Origin of the sequence: Labrenzia sp. 5N (assembly GCF_012395805.1) — a bacterium.
Lineage (GTDB): Bacteria > Pseudomonadota > Alphaproteobacteria > Rhizobiales > Stappiaceae > Roseibium > Roseibium algicola.
Genome location: NZ_JAAZTM010000002.1, coordinates 232,755 through 250,613, shown reverse-complemented (window position 1 = coordinate 250,613; position 17,859 = coordinate 232,755). Strand labels below are relative to the sequence as shown.

General features: G+C 59.5%; 18 protein-coding genes, 1 tRNA gene and 1 riboswitch. Of the genes, 12 read left to right on the top strand and 7 right to left on the bottom strand.

What is annotated here, in order from left to right:
- The first annotated feature begins 294 nt into the window (after positions 1 to 294).
- The 6 genes from HEP89_RS01950 (at position 295) to phoB (ending at position 6,540) form a co-directional block, all read left to right on the top strand.
- A complete protein-coding gene (locus tag HEP89_RS01950; RefSeq protein ID WP_023001818.1) occupies positions 295 to 1,335 on the top strand; it encodes a substrate-binding domain-containing protein in 1,041 nt (346 codons plus the stop codon).
- 65 nt (positions 1,336 to 1,400) lie between these two features.
- On the top strand, positions 1,401 to 2,870 hold the full coding sequence (gene pstC / locus HEP89_RS01945; RefSeq protein WP_023001817.1) for a phosphate ABC transporter permease subunit PstC: 1,470 nt from the start codon (positions 1,401 to 1,403) through the stop codon (positions 2,868 to 2,870).
- Complete coding sequence (pstA, locus tag HEP89_RS01940; protein ID WP_168691220.1) at positions 2,870 to 4,222, top strand: phosphate ABC transporter permease PstA; 1,353 nt, start codon at positions 2,870 to 2,872, stop codon at positions 4,220 to 4,222. Before pstC ends, pstA begins: the two co-directional genes overlap by 1 nt.
- Before the next feature lie 47 nt (positions 4,223 to 4,269).
- On the top strand, positions 4,270 to 5,031 hold the full coding sequence (gene pstB / locus HEP89_RS01935; RefSeq protein WP_228869519.1) for a phosphate ABC transporter ATP-binding protein PstB: 762 nt from the start codon (positions 4,270 to 4,272) through the stop codon (positions 5,029 to 5,031).
- Between the two features lie 31 nt (positions 5,032 to 5,062).
- On the top strand, positions 5,063 to 5,758 hold the full coding sequence (gene phoU, locus HEP89_RS01930; protein ID WP_023001814.1) for a phosphate signaling complex protein PhoU: 696 nt from the start codon (positions 5,063 to 5,065) through the stop codon (positions 5,756 to 5,758).
- Between the two features lie 80 nt (positions 5,759 to 5,838).
- Positions 5,839 to 6,540, top strand: a complete 702-nt coding sequence (gene phoB, locus HEP89_RS01925) for a phosphate regulon transcriptional regulator PhoB (RefSeq protein ID WP_023001813.1) — start codon at positions 5,839 to 5,841, stop codon at positions 6,538 to 6,540.
- A 325-nt stretch (positions 6,541 to 6,865) separates the two neighbouring features.
- Here the strand turns inward: phoB and HEP89_RS01920 are convergent, their stop codons facing one another.
- Entirely contained in the window at positions 6,866 to 7,402 is a 537-nt protein-coding gene (locus HEP89_RS01920) for a GcrA family cell cycle regulator (RefSeq protein ID WP_023001812.1), read from the bottom strand.
- A 441-nt stretch (positions 7,403 to 7,843) separates the two neighbouring features.
- Between HEP89_RS01920 and HEP89_RS01915 the strand changes: the two genes are divergently transcribed.
- Genes HEP89_RS01915 through HEP89_RS01905 form a run of 3 tightly spaced genes read left to right on the top strand, consistent with a single transcriptional unit; the run spans position 7,844 to position 10,966 of the window.
- Entirely contained in the window at positions 7,844 to 9,040 is a 1,197-nt protein-coding gene (locus tag HEP89_RS01915) for an aspartate aminotransferase family protein (protein WP_168691219.1), read from the top strand.
- Positions 9,040 to 9,969, top strand: a complete 930-nt coding sequence (gene argF, locus HEP89_RS01910) for an ornithine carbamoyltransferase (protein ID WP_023001810.1) — start codon at positions 9,040 to 9,042, stop codon at positions 9,967 to 9,969. Before HEP89_RS01915 ends, argF begins: the two co-directional genes overlap by 1 nt.
- Positions 9,970 to 9,979: 10 nt before the next feature.
- On the top strand, positions 9,980 to 10,966 hold the full coding sequence (locus tag HEP89_RS01905; protein ID WP_023001809.1) for an Hsp33 family molecular chaperone: 987 nt from the start codon (positions 9,980 to 9,982) through the stop codon (positions 10,964 to 10,966).
- Positions 10,967 to 11,083: 117 nt separating this feature from the next.
- Here the strand turns inward: HEP89_RS01905 and HEP89_RS01900 are convergent, their stop codons facing one another.
- Positions 11,084 to 11,731, bottom strand: coding sequence for an alpha/beta family hydrolase (locus HEP89_RS01900; RefSeq protein ID WP_168691218.1), 648 nt, complete (start codon positions 11,729 to 11,731; stop codon positions 11,084 to 11,086).
- A gap of 115 nt (positions 11,732 to 11,846) precedes the next feature.
- Here HEP89_RS01900 and HEP89_RS01895 point away from each other — a divergent pair, with 115 nt between their 5' ends.
- Complete coding sequence (locus HEP89_RS01895; protein ID WP_077290626.1) at positions 11,847 to 12,692, top strand: sterol desaturase family protein; 846 nt, start codon at positions 11,847 to 11,849, stop codon at positions 12,690 to 12,692.
- 31 nt (positions 12,693 to 12,723) lie between these two features.
- Here HEP89_RS01895 and HEP89_RS01890 read toward each other — a convergent pair whose 3' ends face one another.
- Both HEP89_RS01890 and HEP89_RS01885 read right to left on the bottom strand, forming a co-directional pair.
- Positions 12,724 to 13,605, bottom strand: a complete 882-nt coding sequence (locus HEP89_RS01890) for a transporter substrate-binding domain-containing protein (protein ID WP_208997765.1) — start codon at positions 13,603 to 13,605, stop codon at positions 12,724 to 12,726.
- Between the two features lie 180 nt (positions 13,606 to 13,785).
- Positions 13,786 to 14,235 (bottom strand): Lrp/AsnC family transcriptional regulator, encoded by a 450-nt coding sequence (locus HEP89_RS01885; RefSeq protein ID WP_077290625.1) that lies wholly within the window; start codon positions 14,233 to 14,235, stop codon positions 13,786 to 13,788.
- A 150-nt stretch (positions 14,236 to 14,385) separates the two neighbouring features.
- Here HEP89_RS01885 and HEP89_RS01880 point away from each other — a divergent pair, with 150 nt between their 5' ends.
- Positions 14,386 to 14,592 carry a DUF1127 domain-containing protein gene (locus HEP89_RS01880; protein ID WP_055658103.1) on the top strand — a complete coding sequence of 69 codons (207 nt, stop codon included), beginning with the start codon at positions 14,386 to 14,388 and terminating at the stop codon, positions 14,590 to 14,592.
- Between the two features lie 40 nt (positions 14,593 to 14,632).
- Here the strand turns inward: HEP89_RS01880 and HEP89_RS01875 are convergent.
- Positions 14,633 to 14,706, bottom strand: a tRNA-Gly gene (locus tag HEP89_RS01875).
- Between the two features lie 169 nt (positions 14,707 to 14,875).
- Here HEP89_RS01875 and HEP89_RS01870 point away from each other — a divergent pair.
- On the top strand, positions 14,876 to 15,676 hold the full coding sequence (locus HEP89_RS01870) for an ion transporter (protein ID WP_168691217.1): 801 nt from the start codon (positions 14,876 to 14,878) through the stop codon (positions 15,674 to 15,676).
- A 232-nt stretch (positions 15,677 to 15,908) separates the two neighbouring features.
- Here the strand turns inward: HEP89_RS01870 and HEP89_RS01865 are convergent, their stop codons facing one another.
- Complete coding sequence (locus HEP89_RS01865) at positions 15,909 to 16,457, bottom strand: YigZ family protein (RefSeq protein ID WP_168691216.1); 549 nt, start codon at positions 16,455 to 16,457, stop codon at positions 15,909 to 15,911.
- Positions 16,458 to 16,463: 6 nt separating this feature from the next.
- On the bottom strand, positions 16,464 to 17,600 hold the full coding sequence (locus HEP89_RS01860; RefSeq protein ID WP_051990224.1) for a 2'-deoxycytidine 5'-triphosphate deaminase: 1,137 nt from the start codon (positions 17,598 to 17,600) through the stop codon (positions 16,464 to 16,466).
- Between the two features lie 138 nt (positions 17,601 to 17,738).
- Positions 17,739 to 17,818: riboswitch (SAM riboswitch) on the top strand.
- The last annotated feature ends 41 nt before the right edge of the window (positions 17,819 to 17,859 follow it).

Sequence of the window (17,859 nt, the reverse complement as noted above, 5' to 3'; positions counted from 1 at the left end):
TCCCTGATCAGGCATGACGCTCGCCAGATGGATAAAAGGGATGCCTGTCAGCTTTGCCGAGGCAAGCGAGAGCTGCACCATGTGCACCTCGAGACGGGTTTTTGTGACCCTTTGCGACATAAAACCGTCAAGGAACAGGTTTTCTTGAGTAATTTCAGCATCTTAAATTGTCACAAAACTGAAAAGGAACTGTCATAGAACTCTCATCCGTGGAGCCTAGGTTCCCCGCATCGCTCGTGCACATCCAAGCGCGGTGATCATCTAGAAACCTTGACATTCAAAGGGAGTGGTCAAGTGAAATTTACGACCCTCGTTAGCGCAACTGCTCTTGCCGTTGCTTCCACTGCATTCGTTGGTTCGGCTCAGGCTCGCGACCAGGTGCAGATTGCTGGTTCCTCCACGGTTCTTCCCTATGCTTCCATCGTTGCTGAAGCATTCGGCGAAAACACCGATTTCCCGACACCGGTCGTTGAATCCGGTGGCTCCTCTGCTGGTCTGAAGAAGTTCTGCACCGGCGTTGGCGAAAACACCATCGACATCGCAAACGCTTCCCGCGCTATCCGCGAGAAGGAAATCAAGGCTTGTGCCGAAGCTGGCGTGAAAGACATCATCGAAGTCCGCATCGGCTACGATGGCATCGTCTTCGCTTCCCAGAAAGACGGCCCGGCTTTCAACGAATTCACCCAGGTTCAGTGGTTCAACGCTCTGTCCCCGAAAGTCCTGAAGGACGGTCAGATCGTCGACAACCCGTACACCAAGTGGTCCGAAGTTGACGCTTCCCTGCCGGACGCGGAAATCGCTGCTTTCATCCCGGGCACCAAGCACGGCACCCGTGAAGTGTTCGAAGAAAAAGTTCTGGCTGTTGGCTGCGAAGAATCCGGCGCTCTGAAAGCCATGATCGACGGCGGCATGTCCGAAGACGACGCTGAAGACGCCTGCATCGCAGTTCGCACGGACGGCAAGTCGGTCGACATCGACGGCGACTACACCGAGACCCTGGCTCGCATCGACTCCAACCCGAACGGCGTTGGCGTTTTCGGCCTGGCGTTCTACGAAAACAACACCGACAAACTCAAAGTGGCAACGATGGCCGGTATCGCTCCGTCCACCGAAACCATCGCCAAGGGTGAGTACCCGGTTTCCCGTCCGCTGTTCTTCTACATCAAGAAGGCACACATCGGCGTTATCCCGGGCCTGAAAGAATACGCTCAGTTCTTCGTTTCTGACGAAATCGCTGGCCCGGACGGCCCGCTGGCCCAGTATGGCCTGGTTTCCGATCCGGAGCTTGCAGCTACGCAGGCTTCCATCGAAGCCGAAGAAACGATGGGCAACTAAGCACATCTTTCCGGAAGGGCGGCTTCGGCCGCCCTTTCTTTCTTCTTTGCCGGTTGGGTCGCCCTATGTCACTTCCATATATTCTTATTGCGCTGCTGGTTCTGGCTGTCGCCGGATACATAGTCGGCCGCGGAAAAGCCTTAAGTTCTGCCGGAGGGGATGTGCGAGAGCTCCATTCCCTGCCTGGTTATTACGGCTGGAACGTCGTTGTTTCGATATTGGTTCCTGCCCTCCTGCTGCTCATTGCGTGGCTGATCTTCCAGCCCATCATTCTTGACAGTCAGGTTTCCTCCAAGATTTCCGAAGAGACCATTGCCGCAAGTTCACTCGACCTCGTCATGAGCGACGTCGTACGTGTTGCCGAGGGTCTCGACCTTGCCGTTTCTCAGGGCGCCATGTCGGCCGACATGGCGTCTTCCATCCGCACCGATCTGACCGACGTGCGCAGCCGTCTCGGCGAGATAGGTGTCGCGCTCGGTTCCGAAGTGACCGCCGAAACGTTGCGGGCCGCGCAGACATACCGCAGCATCTCGGGTACAGGCCTGCTGTTGCGGACAATCGGCGTTCTGGCGGTCGGCCTGATCGGTTTCGCTGTCGGTGTTCTGCGCACCAACAAGGATTTCCGTGCCCGCAACGTCGTGGAAACGGTCGTCCGCTATATCCTGATTGCAGCAGCCTCGATCGCCATCCTGACGACTGTCGGCATCGTGCTGTCGCTGATCTTCAACACGGTTGAGTTCTTCCGGCTCTATCCGGCCGCGGATTTCTTCTTCGGCCTGACCTGGGCGCCGAGCTTCGGCGGCGGATCGGAGCTGGGGATCGTGCCGCTGATCTGGGCGACCATGTATATCTCCCTGATCGCACTCGCCGTTGCCGTACCGATCGGTCTGTTCGCTGCCATCTACCTGTCTGAGTATGCAACGCCGCACGTACGCGCGGTCGCCAAGCCGCTGCTCGAGATCCTGGCCGGTATTCCAACCATCGTTTACGGTCTCTTCGCGCTGCTGACAGTCGGGCCGCTTCTGATGAACGTCTTCGGCTCCGGCGGTGCGCTTGGCGTAAGCTGGATGTCCGGTGCTTCCTCGGTGTTCACCGCCGGCGCTGTCATGGGCATCATGCTGATCCCTTTCGTCAGCTCGCTCTCCGACGACATCATCAACGCTGTGCCTCAGGCCATGCGTGACGGTTCGCTCGGGCTTGGTGCCACCCATTCGGAAACCGTGAAGCAGGTCATACTGCCGGCGGCCCTGCCGGGGATCGTCGGGGCCATCCTGCTCGCGGCCTCTCGCGCCATCGGTGAAACCATGATCGTTGTTCTGGGGGCCGGCGCGGCTGCCCGCCTCAGCATGAACCCGCTCGAAGCGATGACCACCGTGACCGCGAAGATCGTCAGCCAGCTCACCGGCGACGCCGACTTTGCCTCCCCGGAAGCCCTTGTCGCCTTCGCACTCGGCATGACCCTGTTCGTCGTGACCCTGGGGCTCAACATCGTCGCGCTCTACATCGTGCGCAAATATCGGGAGCAGTACGACTAATGACCGACACGACCCTTACGCCACCGTCGGGCAAGACCAGTGCTCCGACCCCGCACAAGACCACGTCGATCCTCGAACTCGATCCGCTGACCAGAAAGCGCAACGCCGCTGAAGCGCGCTTCAAGCTCTACGGCATCATTGCCATCGGCATCGGCCTGTTCTTCCTCGTTGCGCTGTTGTGGGCAATCCTGTCCAACGGCCTTGGCGCCTTCAGCCAGACCTTCCTGAAGGTGGATGTCCCGCTCAATCAGGAGCAGATTGCCGAAGCGGAAAAGTCGGTGGTCAAGACGTCCAAGTACCGGGCCATCATCGATGACGCCTTTGCCAAGGAACTCGCCGGTGCAAACATCACCACAGACATGTCGGCAAAAGACCTGCAGAAGCTGTTCTCGTCGGGTGCTGCCGCCACGGTCCGTGACTTTGCGCTTGCCAACCCGGACAAGATCGGTTCGACGGTAACCTTCGAGCTGATCGCCTCATCCCGTGTCGACGGCTACCTGAAGGGCCGCGTCAAGCGCGAGGATCTTGCCGAAGACAAGAACCTGGATGCCGCACACCTGGATCTGGCTGACCAGATGCAGTCCGCCGGCATTCTGGAGAAACGCTTCAACTGGGCCTTCATCACCGGAACCGATGCTTCCGACAGCCGTCCGGAGCAGGCCGGCATCGGGGCGTCCATGATCGGGTCGCTGTTCATGATGCTGGTGGTGCTGTTCCTGTCGCTGCCGATCGGCGTGGCCGCTTCCATCTACCTGGAAGAGTTCGCTCCGCAGAACAAGTTCACAGATCTGATCGAGGTGAATATCTCCAACCTGGCCGCCGTTCCGTCCATCGTGTTCGGTATTCTCGGTCTGGCGGTGTTCATCCAGTTCATGCATCTGCCGCAATCCGCACCGCTGGTCGGTGGCCTGGTGCTGACGCTGATGACACTTCCGACGATCATCATCTCCACCCGCGCCTCCTTGAAGGCCGTTCCGCCGAGCATCCGCGATGCGGCCCTTGGCATTGGCGCCTCCAAGATGCAGTCGATCTTCCACCATGTCCTGCCGCTGGCAATGCCGGGCATTCTGACCGGCACGATCATCGGTCTGGCACAGGCGCTTGGGGAAACCGCTCCGCTGCTCCTGATCGGGATGGTCGGCTTCATCGCCTCCAATTTCCCGGACGGTGTGGCTGCCGGTTTCTTCTCTCCGAACTCGGCCATGCCGGCCCAGATCTACGAGTGGGCGAAACGCGCCGACCCGGCTTTCTATGAACGCGCTTGGGGCGGGATCATCGTGCTGCTGGTCTTCCTCATGACCATGAACATTATCGCTATCATCCTGCGCCGCAGGTTTGAACGCCGCTGGTAAGGATTGCTCCGATGAACGAGATGCCGAATTTTGAACAGGCGAAAACCATGACCGACAGCAAAATTTCCGCGAACAAGGTGCAGGTCTATTATGGCGATACCCACGCCATCAAGGACGTGGACATCGAGATCCAGCCGCGGTCCGTGACTGCCTTCATCGGTCCGTCCGGATGTGGCAAGTCGACGTTCCTGCGGACGATCAACCGCATGAACGACACCATCGACATCTGCCGTGTGGAAGGGTCGATCAAGATCGACGGTGAAGACATCTACGATCCCAAGGTCGATCCCGTACAGCTGCGTGCCAAGGTCGGCATGGTTTTCCAGAAGCCGAACCCGTTTCCCAAGTCGATCTACGACAACATTGCGTACGGTCCGCGGATCCATGGTCTGGCCCGCAACAAGTCCGAGCTTGATGAAATCGTTGCCTCCAGCCTGCAGAAGGCCGGGCTTTGGGAAGAAGTCAAGAACCGTCTGGACGAGCCGGGCACCGGCATGTCGGGCGGTCAGCAGCAGCGTCTGTGCATTGCCCGTGCGATTGCCGTCAGCCCGGAAGTGATCCTTATGGACGAACCGTGCTCGGCGCTCGACCCCATCGCGACCGCGAAGGTGGAAGAGCTGATCGACGAACTGCGGGAAAACTTCACCATCGTGATCGTGACCCACTCGATGCAGCAGGCTGCCCGTGTGTCTCAGCGTACCGCGTTCTTCCACCTGGGTATTTTGGTGGAGGAAGGTCTGACGGAGGACATCTTTACCAATCCGAAGGACAAGCGTACGCAGGACTATATTACGGGCCGCTTCGGCTAAGCATTTTTTAGGTTTCTGAAGGGGACACAGGATGTCTGAACATACAGTCTCGGCTTACGATGACGAACTGACGGCCATGGCCGGCAAGGTTGCCGAAATGGGTGGTATTGCCGAAAAGGCTTTCGCCGATGCGGTGTCCGCGCTGGTGTCGCAGGATCTGGAGCTTGCCAAGGCGACGATCAAGGGCGATGTCCGGCTGGACAGCCTTTACAACGAACTTGAAGTGAAGCTGATCGAGCTGATCGTCCGCCGCCAGCCGATGGGGCAGGACCTGCGTGAAATCACCGCCGCAACGCGCATTGCCAATGACCTGGAGCGTGTTGGCGATCTTGCAAAGAACGTTGCCAAGCGCGTCATCGCCATCGACAGCGACTTGCAGTCGAAGAAGCTTGCGATCGGTGTGGAGCACATGACGGAACTCGCTCTTTCGCAGCTCAAGCAGGTGCTGGATGCCTACGCCCGGAAGGATGCGGAAGCCGCCCGCCGGGTTCAGGAAGCCGACGCCGAGGTCGACGCGATCTACACGTCGATCTTTCGCGAACTCCTGACTTACATGATGGAAGACCCGCGGGTCATTACCCAGTGCGTCCATCTCTTGTTCTGCGCAAAGAACATCGAGCGCATCGGCGATCACGCGACGAATATCGCCGAGAACGTCTACTACATGGTCACTGGCGAGCGTTTGCCGGAAGACCGGGCAAAGGTCGACGAAACAGGCGCGGTCTGACCCGCTGGTAATCGTCGGATTTGCAGAAGATCTTAACGGCCGGCGCTTCGGCGCCGGTTGCGGTAATTGGAGCGAGATGTATGCCGAAGGTGCTCATCGTTGAAGACGAAGAACCGCTCAGCCTTCTTTTGAGATACAATTTGGAAGCGGAAGGGTACTCGGTCGAGTCCTGTGTCCGGGGTGACGAGGCGGAAATCCGCCTGCGGGAAAGCCTGCCGGATCTGTTGCTGCTCGACTGGATGCTGCCGGGCCTGTCCGGAATTGAACTGTGCCGCCGCCTGCGGGCGCGCGAGGATACCGAGCGCCTGCCGGTCATCATGCTGACGGCACGCGGTGAGGAAGCAGAGCGCATCCGCGGCCTGTCGACCGGTGCCGACGACTACGTGGTCAAGCCTTTCTCGGTACCGGAATTGATGGCCCGCGTGCGCGCCATCCTGCGCCGGGCAAGCCCGGAAGTGGTGTCCAGCATGTTGCGGTCTGGCGATATCGAACTGGATCGCGAAACGCACCGTGTTCGCCGCAACACCAAGGAAATACACCTGGGGCCGACGGAATTCCGCCTGCTGGAATTCCTGATGACATCGCCTGGCCGTGTCTTCTCCCGTGAACAACTGCTGGATGGGGTCTGGGGTCACGATGTCTACGTGGACGAACGCACTGTCGATGTTCACGTCGGTCGCTTGCGCAAGGCTCTGAACAAGGGCAAGGCGAAGGATCCTATCCGTACCGTCCGTGGTGCCGGATACGCCTTCAATGACCAGTTCACCTCTGCCACTGCCTGAGCGCAACTTGCAGAATGGAATTAAGGAGCCCGCTTTCAAGCGGGCTTTTTGTTTCTCAGCGGTTATGTGCCTTTCGCGGAGCAAGGTTCTCTTCTGCGACCACCCCATCAGTTGTGTCGGTGTCGGGGCTGATCCTGCAGTCACTGTCGTGGCGGAGCGGTCAAACAAGGTTTGATTTGATGGAACGGAAACTGCATGGATCGGTGCCGTGATTAAGCCGTGGGAGGTCACTGTTCGGGGTCGGGCATCTGGTCAATGGAAGGCCCAAACAAAAAAAGCCCGCCAGATGGCGGGCTTTCTCATGAATTGCTTCGGTGCGCGGTTATCAGCCTGCCTGAGCCATCGTCTTGCGGTCGCGGCGGCGGTCGGCGACCGGCTGATACGCGATCTTGCAGTGATGAGCGCAGTAGGGGACGCCGGCATCGGACTGGCGGCCGCAGAAGTAGAAGTCGTCGGTTGCCGGGTCGCCAATCGGCCATTTGCAGGTCCGCTCGGTCAGCGTCAGGATGGTTGCCCGCTGCGAGATCGGAACGAGCTCTGCAATCGGCTCTACGCGTGGCTTGGCGGCCACCACTGGTGCAGGCGAGATGTCTGCTTTCAGGGCCGTCGCGCCGATCGACTGCGGATGTGACGTCGTCGGTTTCTTCGGCGCTGCACCCGTTGCAGGAGCTGCGGTGCGCGGCCGGCGCGGCTTGGCGCTTGAAGAGGTGGACTTGGCGCGGCCGGACAGGCCAAGGCGGTGCACCTTGCCGATCACGGCGTTACGGGTAACACCACCCAGTTCGCCTGCGATCTGGCTTGCGCTCAAGCCGTCGCCCCAAAGCTTTTTGAGAAGCTCAACTCGTTCGTTTGTCCAACTCATTGCCGCACCCTTTAGTTTGACCGTCCTGCGGCCATTAACCCCGTGTTAAGCATGCGCAAGCACGCTTAATGCTGGCAGATCTAGTGCCTCTTGGTGATTTGCCTCACGAGATCTCGTGTCTGATTGCTGAGAGGTTACAATAACGTTAATTTGTCAGGCAACCACTCGACCCAAACCAGTTGGGGATGAAACGACTTTTCCCCAATTATGGCGAGGTCATTGAGAATTTTATGAAATCCGCCCTCCGCAGCACATGAAATGTCTTGTGCGCCATTTCCATTGACAGTGCATGGTACCGGCAGTGTATAAGAAAGCCGCTGCGTGCCGCCTCATCGGGGCGGCACGTTGCGTTTTGGCCCTTCGGCATCTTTTCAAGGTGACGGCCCGGCGTCGGGGCGACGCAGGGGACAGCAGGGGCGTTTAAAGGAGACAAACGAGGTTATGTCCGCGACTGCACTATTCGGAAATTACGCAAGATCGAACCTTTCTTTCGATCATGGGGAAGGCGTCTGGCTGGTTACCACCGATGGCCGACGATTCCTCGATTGCGGTTCCGGCATCGCGGTCAACGCACTCGGTCATGCCCATCCGCATCTGGTCAAGGCATTGCAGGATCAGGCAGCCAAGCTGTGGCATACCTCCAACCTACACCAGATCCCGGATGGCGAACGACTGGCGCAGCGCCTGTGCGCGGAAACCTTTGCCGACAAGGTGCTGTTCGTGAATTCCGGTGCGGAAGCGATGGAAGCTGCCATCAAATGCGCGCGCCGTTATCATTATGACAACGGCAACCCCGAGCGGTTCCACATCGTGACCTTCGAAGGCGCTTTCCATGGCCGGACCATCGCGACCATCGCGGCTGGCGGCCAGGCGAAATATCTTGAAGGCTTTGGCCCGAAGGCTCCCGGTTTCGACCAGGTGCCGGCAGGAGACCTGGATGCGCTGAAAGATGCCATCGGTCCGCAAACGGCCGCGATCGCCATCGAGCCCGTGCAGGGCGAAGGCGGGATCCGCGAAATTCCGGCCGATTTCCTGCGTGCGCTGCGCAAGATCTGTGATGACAACGGCATTCTGCTGATCTTCGACGAGATCCAGACCGGTGTCGGACGGACCGGCAAGCTGTTCGCTCACCAGTGGGCGGGCGTGGAACCGGACCTGATGGCAATCGCCAAGGGTATCGGCGGCGGGTTCCCGATGGGCGCATGTCTTGCAACGGCAGAAACGGCAGCGGCGCTGTCCCCCGGGACCCACGGCACCACCTTTGGCGGCAATCCGCTGGCCATGGCAGTCGGCAATGCCGTTCTGGACGTCGTTCTGGAAGACGGGTTCCTGGAAGGTGTCCGTCAGAAGGGGCTCAGCTTCAAGCAGAAGCTGGCCGGACTGGTGGATAGCCATCCGGACGTTCTGGCCGAAGTACGCGGCAACGGCCTGATGCTCGGTCTGAAATGCGTGGTGCCGGTGGCAGATTATGTGCTTGCAGCCCGTGAAGCCGGTCTGCTGGCAGTTCCTGCCGGCGATAACGTGGTGCGCATCATGCCGCCGCTGACCATGAGCGAAGAGGAAATTTCCATTGCTGTCGAGCGCCTGGAACAGGCTGCTGTCGCCATGGAAGCGAAATTGGCGGAAGGAGCGGCCTGATGACCGCAAACGGAACCTACCGGAACTTTCTGGATCTGACGGACTTCGAAGGCGACGAATTGCGCGCCATCCTGGACACCAGCCGGAAGATCAAGTCGAGCCGCAACGGCGTGCATCGCGGCCAGGGTCCTCTGGCCGGCAAGGTGCTGGCCATGATCTTCGAACAACCGTCGACCCGTACGCGCATTTCCTTTGACGTCGGCATGCGCGAGCTTGGCGGCGAGACCTTGATGCTGACCGGTGCGGAAATGCAGCTCGGCCGCGGAGAGACAATCGCCGATACGGCGCAGGTGCTGTCGCGCTTCGTCGACGCGATCATGATCCGCATCCTCGATCACAACGACCTGCGTGAACTTGCAGAAAATGCGACAGTGCCGGTGATCAACGGCCTGACCAAGCTCTCGCATCCCTGTCAGATCATGGCGGATCTGTTGACCTTTGAAGAGCATCGCGGTTCGATCAAGGGCAAGAGCGTTGCCTGGACCGGTGACAGCAACAACGTGCTGGCTTCCTGGATTCATGCCGCGCCGCGCTTCGATTTCGAATTGCGCATCGCGACGCCGGGCGAACTGGCGCCGCCGATGGACCTGATTGAAACTGCTCGTGCCAAGGGTGGTTCCATTCAGGTCACGACGGACCCATATGAGGCAGTCAAGGGGACCGACTGTGTCGTGACCGACTGCTGGGTGTCCATGGGTGATGACGATGCGGAATCGCGTCACAACCTCCTCAGCGCCTATCAGGTCAACAAACGCCTGATGGCTGAGGCAAACCAGGACGCCCTGTTCATGCATTGCCTGCCGGCCCACCGGGGTGAGGAAGTCACCTCGGACGTCATGGACGGTCCCAACTCCGTTGTGTTTGACGAAGCCGAAAACCGGCTCCATGCCCAAAAGGGCATTCTGGCCTGGTGCTTCGGCGCAGCATAAGGCAAGCCAAGTGGCACTTAATCTTGATGAACTGGGCATTACGCCTGCAGGGCTGGACGCTGTCCGGCCCTTTGCCGTGGAAGGGCTCGACGTGCGCGGCCGTGCGGTCGCGCTTGGTCCTGTCCTGGAAAAAATTCTTGACCGGCATGCCTATCCGGAACCGGTCTCGCGCCTGCTGGCGGAAGCGATCGTTCTGACCAGCCTCTTGGGCACGTCGCTGAAATTCGACGGCCGCTTCACGCTGCAGACGCAGACGAAGGGACCGGTGTCCATGCTGGTCGTCGACTTCAAGTCACCCGACGCAATCCGCGCCTGCGCAACCTTCGATGCTGCTGAAGTCGCAGCGCTGATGGCTGATGGCAAGGCAACGCAGGAGGCCCTTCTCGGGCACGGACATCTGGCGATGACCATCGACCAGGGAATGCACATGCAGCGCTACCAGGGACTGGTGGAGCTGGATGGTGTGTCGCTGGAAGAAGTCGCACGCCGGTACTTCGAGCGATCCGAGCAGATCCCGACAGAAGTTCGTCTTGGTGTCGGTGAACTGTTCACCCGCCAGGAAGGCGAGGGTCACGTGAAAACCTGGACAGCCGGCGGGATCCTGATCCAGTTCCTGCCCGAAGCGCCGGAACGCATGCGCCAGGCTGACATTGATCCGGGCAATGCCCCGGAAGGCACGAGCCCGCACGAGATTGACGAGGACGATGCCTGGGTGGAAGCCAAGGTACTGGTCGAGACGGTCAAGGATGTCGAATTGACTGATCCGGAAGTCAGCGTGGAAATGCTGCTCTTCCGGCTGTTTCACGAACGCGGCGTCCGCCTTTTCGAGCCGCAGCCGCTGGTCGACAAGTGCAGCTGCTCTCGCGAGAAGATCGAGAATGTTCTCGCCGGGTTCAGCGACGACGACGTCGACCACATGACTGTCGACGGCAAGATCATCGTCACCTGCGAGTTCTGCAGCACCAGCTACGAATTCGACGGCAAGCCCGGCCAGTAAGCCGGACTGTCATCAAATTCAAAAAGCCCGGATCGGAAACGGTCCGGGCTTTTTTCCTTGCTGCCTTGCGCGAGAGCCCTGGACTTGCGCTGCGCTTGTCCGGGTACGTAGTGGGCCCTAACTCGTGAGCCGATCCACGAATGCCCTGACTGCTTCGGCTGCCAGTTTGATGTTGCCGTCGAGTGTCGCCGGCGACTTGCCGCGCGGTCCGAAGTCGTGGTTGCCGTCTTCCAGATAAGTCAGGCTGACATGAGCTGGCAAGGTGACTTCATCGAGTTCCGCCTTCGAGCCGAACGGATCCCGGTCGCCCTGGAGAACCAGAACCGGCCGTTTGGCGTCCTGCAGCGGCTGGAGCCGCCACTCGGCATCGGCCTTGCCGGTCGGGTGGAAAGGGTAGCCGAAACAGGAAACGCCCTTGGCGCGGCCAGGCAGCGAGCCGCCGCCTGCCAGCATCGCGGCGACCCTACCACCCATCGATTTGCCGCCGATCAGCAGAGGACCGTCGCTCTGGCTGAGGACTGATTGCAGGGCGGTCTGGAACTCGGCAATCAGCTTGTCGGCGCGGGGCGGCGGTTTTTTCGGGCCTCCCGTCCGGCGACCGGCCATATAGGCAAATTCAAAACGTGCGGCCGCAATGCCTTGGCTCGCGAGGGCTGCCGCGAGCTTGTTCATGAAGGTTGAGTCCATGGCTGCGCCAGCACCATGGGCCAGCAGCAGTGTTGCCACAGGTGGCGTTTCGGGGCGGTTCCAGAGAAAGTCGGTCATGATGATGTGATCTGTCGCAGCGGCAAGGAATGATATCAGGAGTATTGTCGTATCGCCCTATCGTGCCATCGGGACCGTGGCAAGCAGCATTAGTCAGGACGTTTCAAAAGACCCCATGTTTGACCAGATCGACATCAACCAGGTTCGCATGGCCTGTTTCGGCGGCATCTTTCTGATAATGGCGCTGTTGGAGGCGGGCTTGCCACGGCGGCGCCTGAAGAGCAGCCGTTTGAAGCGCTGGCCGACCAACTGGGGCATTGTTCTGCTTGATGCCCTTCTGGTGCGGCTGTTCTTCCCCATCGGCGGCGTCGGCCTTGCAATGCTGGCACAGGAAAAGGGTTGGGGCCTCTTTGCATTTCTCGGCTGGTCGGGTGTTGTGGCCGGTCTGATCACCTTTGTCGTGCTTGATCTTGCGGTGTGGTTTCAACACCTGGTGTCGCACAAGGTTCCCCTGTTCTGGCGCATTCACCGCATGCACCACGCAGATAGTGAGGTGGACGCTACAACCGCGCTCAGGTTCCACCCGATCGAAATTCTGCTGTCCTTCCTCTGGAAAGGGGTGGTCATCATCGCCCTCGGCGGTCCTGTTGAAGCCGTGCTGATCTTCGAGATCGTTCTCAACGGCTCTGCGGTTTTCAGCCACGCCAATGTCCGCTTGCCGCTTTGGCTGGACCGCCCCTTGCGGTTTCTGATCGTCACTCCGGACATGCACCGCATTCATCACTCGGTGCTACCGCACGAGACGGATTCCAACTACGGGTTCTATCTTTCGGTCTGGGACCGTCTGTTCGGAACCTACGTGGAAGATCCCGAGCAAGGACAAGAGACGATGGAAATCGGGCTCGGTGCCGCGCTCACGCCGCGTGCGCATTCGTTTCCCTTCAGCCTGGCGATCCCGTTCCTGAAAAATCCGGACCGCCGGAAGGAGGCGCGTGTCGAGGACGCGAAAGGCAAAAGCTGACCTGGTTCTTTGTCGGGAATGGCCGGAAAGGTCAGAAGAAGCTCATGGGAAAATAGCGCAGGTAAAGCTCGCGGTAGATGCCCTTCTGGTGAAGCTGGCGCAAGGCGTAGGTGAGGGCCGCAGCCCGTTCCGGATCGTCCTGGCGGGTCGCAATGGCCATGCCTTCATCAAAATAGCCCGGCTCCAGCCACGGGCCGCCGGCAAAGGCACAGCAGCCATCTGCAGCTTCGCTCGGCAGCCAGAAGGACAGGTTCAGGCCGTCGCCGAACAGAGCATCGGCCGAACCGCCCTTGACCGCCTCGCGTGTCGCCTCTGCGGTTTCCAGACTGATGATCTCGGCATCGGGAAAGAAGCGCTTGGCAAACGCCTCGTAGCGGGACCCTGCTTCAACGGCTATCCGCTTGCCGGTGAGAGCCTGCTCGTTGAAATCGGACGCGTTATACGCCCGAACCACAAACCGCGCCGGCAGCTTCAGATAGTCCTCGGTGAAGTTGAGGCGGCGCGTGGAGGGGAGGCTGCGCGACAGGCCGGAGATAATCGCGTCACCTTCTTCTTCGTCCAGTGCAGGCAGAAGAACCTCGAAGTCCTTGATGCGCAAGGCGCAGGAACTTCCAAGCTCCTGGCAGAGAGCCCGTGCGAGATCGACATTGAAGCCGGTAAGACGGCCATGCTGGTCACGGAACACGAAGGGCGGATATCCGTCGGTTGCCAGAAACTGGATCTTGTCCGGAATGGCATTTGGCCGGTCGTGGACGGCTTTCGGATCCCAGAAATTGGGAACGCGGACCGAAGCCTCCTGGGCTGAAACCGACAGGACGCCGAGCGCCAAAGTACCAAGCGCCAAAGTGCCAAGCGTCAGCAGCCCGGCTGCAACGCGGCAGATAATCTTGAGAAGTGGCAGTGAAGCTGGCACGCGGACGTCTCGTTCCGTATCAAGTCATGGTCGGCAATACGCGCCGGGAATCGCGCAGACAGAATATCGCGAACCGGCAGCGCTTGTCAGCCCGCTCCGTCGAAGATGTCACGAGGCACTCCGAAAACAAACGCGAGAACTCTGACAGGCACAGCGTTGGCTGAATTCCGCGGAGTGCAGTCAAGTCCCCGATTCCGGATCGTAGGAGCGCAGGACGACGATCGTATCGAAGCCCTTGATGTCGTCTTCATAGAAATGCGCCTCGGTGAAAGTTGAATAGGCTTCCATGGAAGAGCACTGCACGGTGAGTACCAGATCGGCCGGACCCGTGACGTGGTAGATCTTTTTCACTTCCCGAAGCTTCAGCAACTTCTGCCGCAACTTCGCCATACGTTCCGGCTGTCCACGCGACAGCATCAGCATCACTAGCAAGGTAACGGAGGCGCCCGTTGCCTCCGGTGACACGATGGCCACTTCCCGCTCGATAGCCCCGACTTCTCTCAGGCGTTGCACCCTGCGCAGGCAGGCGGCAGAAGACAGGCCAACTTTCTCGGAAAGCTCCTTGCCGGTCTGGCGGGCATCGAGACTGAGCAGATGCAGCAGCTGATGATCGAAATCGTCCAGATCCATGTTGAAAAGTCCTGTTCGGCGTAATTGTGCGGTAGTTTATCTCAAAATCGGAATTTTTGCGAATTTATCGCTCAATTTTGAGAATTTTGCGCACTGTCCGTAGAGGCTTTTTCTAAACTTACTCCTGTCCGTTGGAAAGGAGCAAAACAGATGACCGATCACCTTGTACCTCTGCACCTGGCGCGCGTCCGTAGAGCCGGTCTCGTTGCTGCCGTCTTGCATTTCGCGCTGAAGTGCCTGCGCCGTCGGCGCGACATGGCGCACTTGGCGGATCTGCCCGACTATCTCTTGAAGGATGTTGGCCTCAGCCGCGCAGATGTCCGGAAAACCCCGCAGGTCGGCGAAACGCTGCGCTGAAGAAAAGCCACTGGGAAATTCAGGAATTGGATTGGTTGTTTGGAGCGGGTGAGGGGAATCGAACCCCCGTCTTAAGCTTGGGAAGCTTCTGCTCTACCATTGAGCTACACCCGCCGAACCTGATGAGCTTTCTGCGCCGACTTGCCCGACCTGTCAAGCACGCTTGTCTGATGGTTCGATGCTTTTCCAGAGCGCTGCGATCTTGCGCTGCGACGCTGAAATCGCCATGTTCCGGCCCGGGCAGTGCGGTACGCACGAAAAGACATCAAACCGGGTCATATATATGCGAAATCAGGTCAGGGCGCTGGTCACCTCACGCAACTGGGAAGTCTGCATCATCGGCGTTATCGTTTTGAATGCGTTGACGCTCGGTCTGGAGACCAGTCCTGCTGTCATGGCAGAGGTAGGCAGTTTCCTCAGGCTGGTCGATCAGGTGATCCTGGGCATTTTCGTCGTTGAACTGGCTCTGCGGCTCTATGCCCATGGCCTGAAGTTCTTCAAGGACCCCTGGAGCCTCTTCGACTTCAGCATCGTTGCAATCTCGCTGATGCCGGCAACAGGCAACCTGTCCGTTCTGCGGTCGCTGCGAATTTTGAGGGCTCTGCGCCTCATTTCCGTCGTACCGTCCCTGCGCCGTGTTATCGGCGGGCTGGTGGCCGCCCTGCCGGGCATGGGCTCCATCGTCGTGTTGATGGCGCTGGTCTTTTACGTCTTCGCCGTCATGGCGACCAAGCTCTATGGCGAAGCCTTTCCGGAATGGTTCGGCAACCTCGGCGCATCGCTCTACACGCTGTTCCAGGTCATGACCCTGGAAAGCTGGTCCATGGGCATCGTGCGTCCGGTCATGGATGTCTATCCCTATTCCTGGCTGTTCTTTGTCCCCTTCATCCTGTGCACGGCCTTCACGGTGCTGAACCTCTTTATCGGTATCATCGTCTCCGCCATGCAGGAGGAACACGAGGCTGAAGCCGACGCCAACCGCCAGGCCATTCATGACGACACAGGGCTGATCCTGGAAGAGGTCAGGGCGCTTCGAGCAGAACTGAAAGAGCTGAAGGCGGAAGCCGGCAAGACGCGGACGTAAGGCGGCGCGGTGGACTGAAGCAGAGGCATCAGCCGATGAACCGAGAGCTATCCACGATCCGAGGCGTCGTCCCTTGGCTGAACCGTGGGAACCAAGACACTCCGTCTCCTGAACCAATTGTCTCTTTGTGACCAAGATCCCCGTATGGATTGCCGGATCAAGTCCAGCAATGACGACCGGGGGAGGGGCTGGCCCTAGTGACTTGGAAGGAGTGACGGGACGTCGACGCTCTCTAAAGTTCAGCCAGAACCTCTTCCGGCCCTTCGACGGTCAGCGTCACTCCGTCTTCGGTGTAGTCGCGCGCCATGACGGTGAGGCCGAGGGTCTCGATCCGCCGTTCCAGTTCCGATCCGGACGCAAAGTCTGCGCGAACTGTTTTCGACAGTATCTTTTGAAACAGTACCAAGTCGGCGTTGTTGATCGCATCCTGCGCTGCGCCGGAATAGGCCCGGGCCAGGCCCCCACCGCCGAGTTTCGTACCGCCGAAATAACGCACGATCAGAACAGCGCAGTTGATCAGGTCTGCCCCTTGCAGCACGCGCAATGTCGGCATGCCGGAGGTGCCAGCCGGTTCACCGTCGTCCTTGCCGCTCTCCTCAATCCGGTCGTCTTCCAGAAGTCTCCGGTGCGCCGTGACGATGTGATTGGCCTTCTTGTGTTCCTTGCGCAGCTCTTCCATCCGCCGGTCGAACATGTCCACCGGCACCAGATGCGCCAGAAAGCGGGACTTCCGGTCTTCCAGAAATCCTTCAAACTCACGGGTGACGGTTTTCAAGGCCATCGGCGGTCAGGCGGGTGCCTTGAAGTGCTTGGACAGCTTGAGTGCCTGGCCCTGATAGTTGGAGCCGATGCCTTCACCGTAGAGTGTCGCCGGGCGCTCCGCCATGTGTTCATAGACCAGACGCCCGATGGTCTGGCCGTGTTCCACGATGAACGGGACATCATGTGAGCGGACTTCAAGAACCGCGCGCGAGCCGACACCACCGGCACTGGCGTGGCCAAAACCGGGATCGAAGAAGCCTGCATAATGGACGCGGAATTCGCCGACGAGTGGATCGAACGGCACCATTTCGGCCGCATAGTCCGGCGGTACATGCACAGCTTCCTGGCTGACCAGAATATAGAATGCATCCGGATCGAGGATAAGTTCCGCCCGTTGGCGGCGATAGATAGGTTCCCAGAAATCCAGGACGTCCTGCGCGCCGACGACATCGACATCGATCAGTCCGGAGTGTTGCTTGGCGCGATATCCGATCAGGCTGTTGGGTCCGGTCCCTTCCAGATCGATGGAGAGCTGCACACCGTTGCCGATGCGCTCGTTGCCGCCGCTCATCAATGTGTGGGCCTTGTGCACCTCTTCCAGTTCCGCATCGGGAATGAGCGATTGACCGCGCCTGAAACGGATCTGGCTGAGGCGGGACCCGGACCGCACGAGGATCGGAAAGGTCAGAGGCGAGATTTCGGCATAAAGCGGACCGGTGTAGCCGGCCGGAATGGTGTCGAAGGCAAGGCCGTTGTCTGTGATGACGCGGGTGAAGACATCCAGGCGGCCAGTCGAGCTTTTCGGGTTGGCAGTTGCCGAAATATCGGGAGCCAGGGCGAGGCTTTCCTGCAGCGGCACGATATAGACGCAGCCTGTTTCAAGGACGGCACCTTCGCTCAGGTCGACCGTGTGCAGTTTCATCTGCTCAAGCCGAGCCGCGACCTGGATGTCGGGGCCCGGCAGGAAGCTGGCACGCACCCGGTAGGCTTCCTTGCCCAGACGCAGGTCGAGGCTGGCAGGCTGTATCTGACCGGTGACAGGCGGCGCGTCCGCTGAAATCTCTCCGGCGGCGAACATGGCCTGGATTACCCGTTCCGGCAGAATGCCGTTTGCTGTGAGAAGTGCGCTTCCGTTCAAGACCTGACCCGCTGTGACGTTCATGAAGATGTTCCGCATTATGCTGGTCTATGGTCATTAAAGGATCGGGCCGCCCGCGCCAACAGGCATTCTGGCAGAACGGGGCTTTTGAGAGGATCGTGCGCAAGACAATTGACCTGTGCCTGCTTTTCCCGTAGGACAGGCTCACTTCGTGGTGATTTGGGCCGGCCGGCTTGCAGCCACGTTAAACAAGTTGCTAAAAAGGCCGGAGGTGAGAACCCCGGTCTTGAGGCTGGGGTTTTTTGCGTTTGGAGCGAATGAA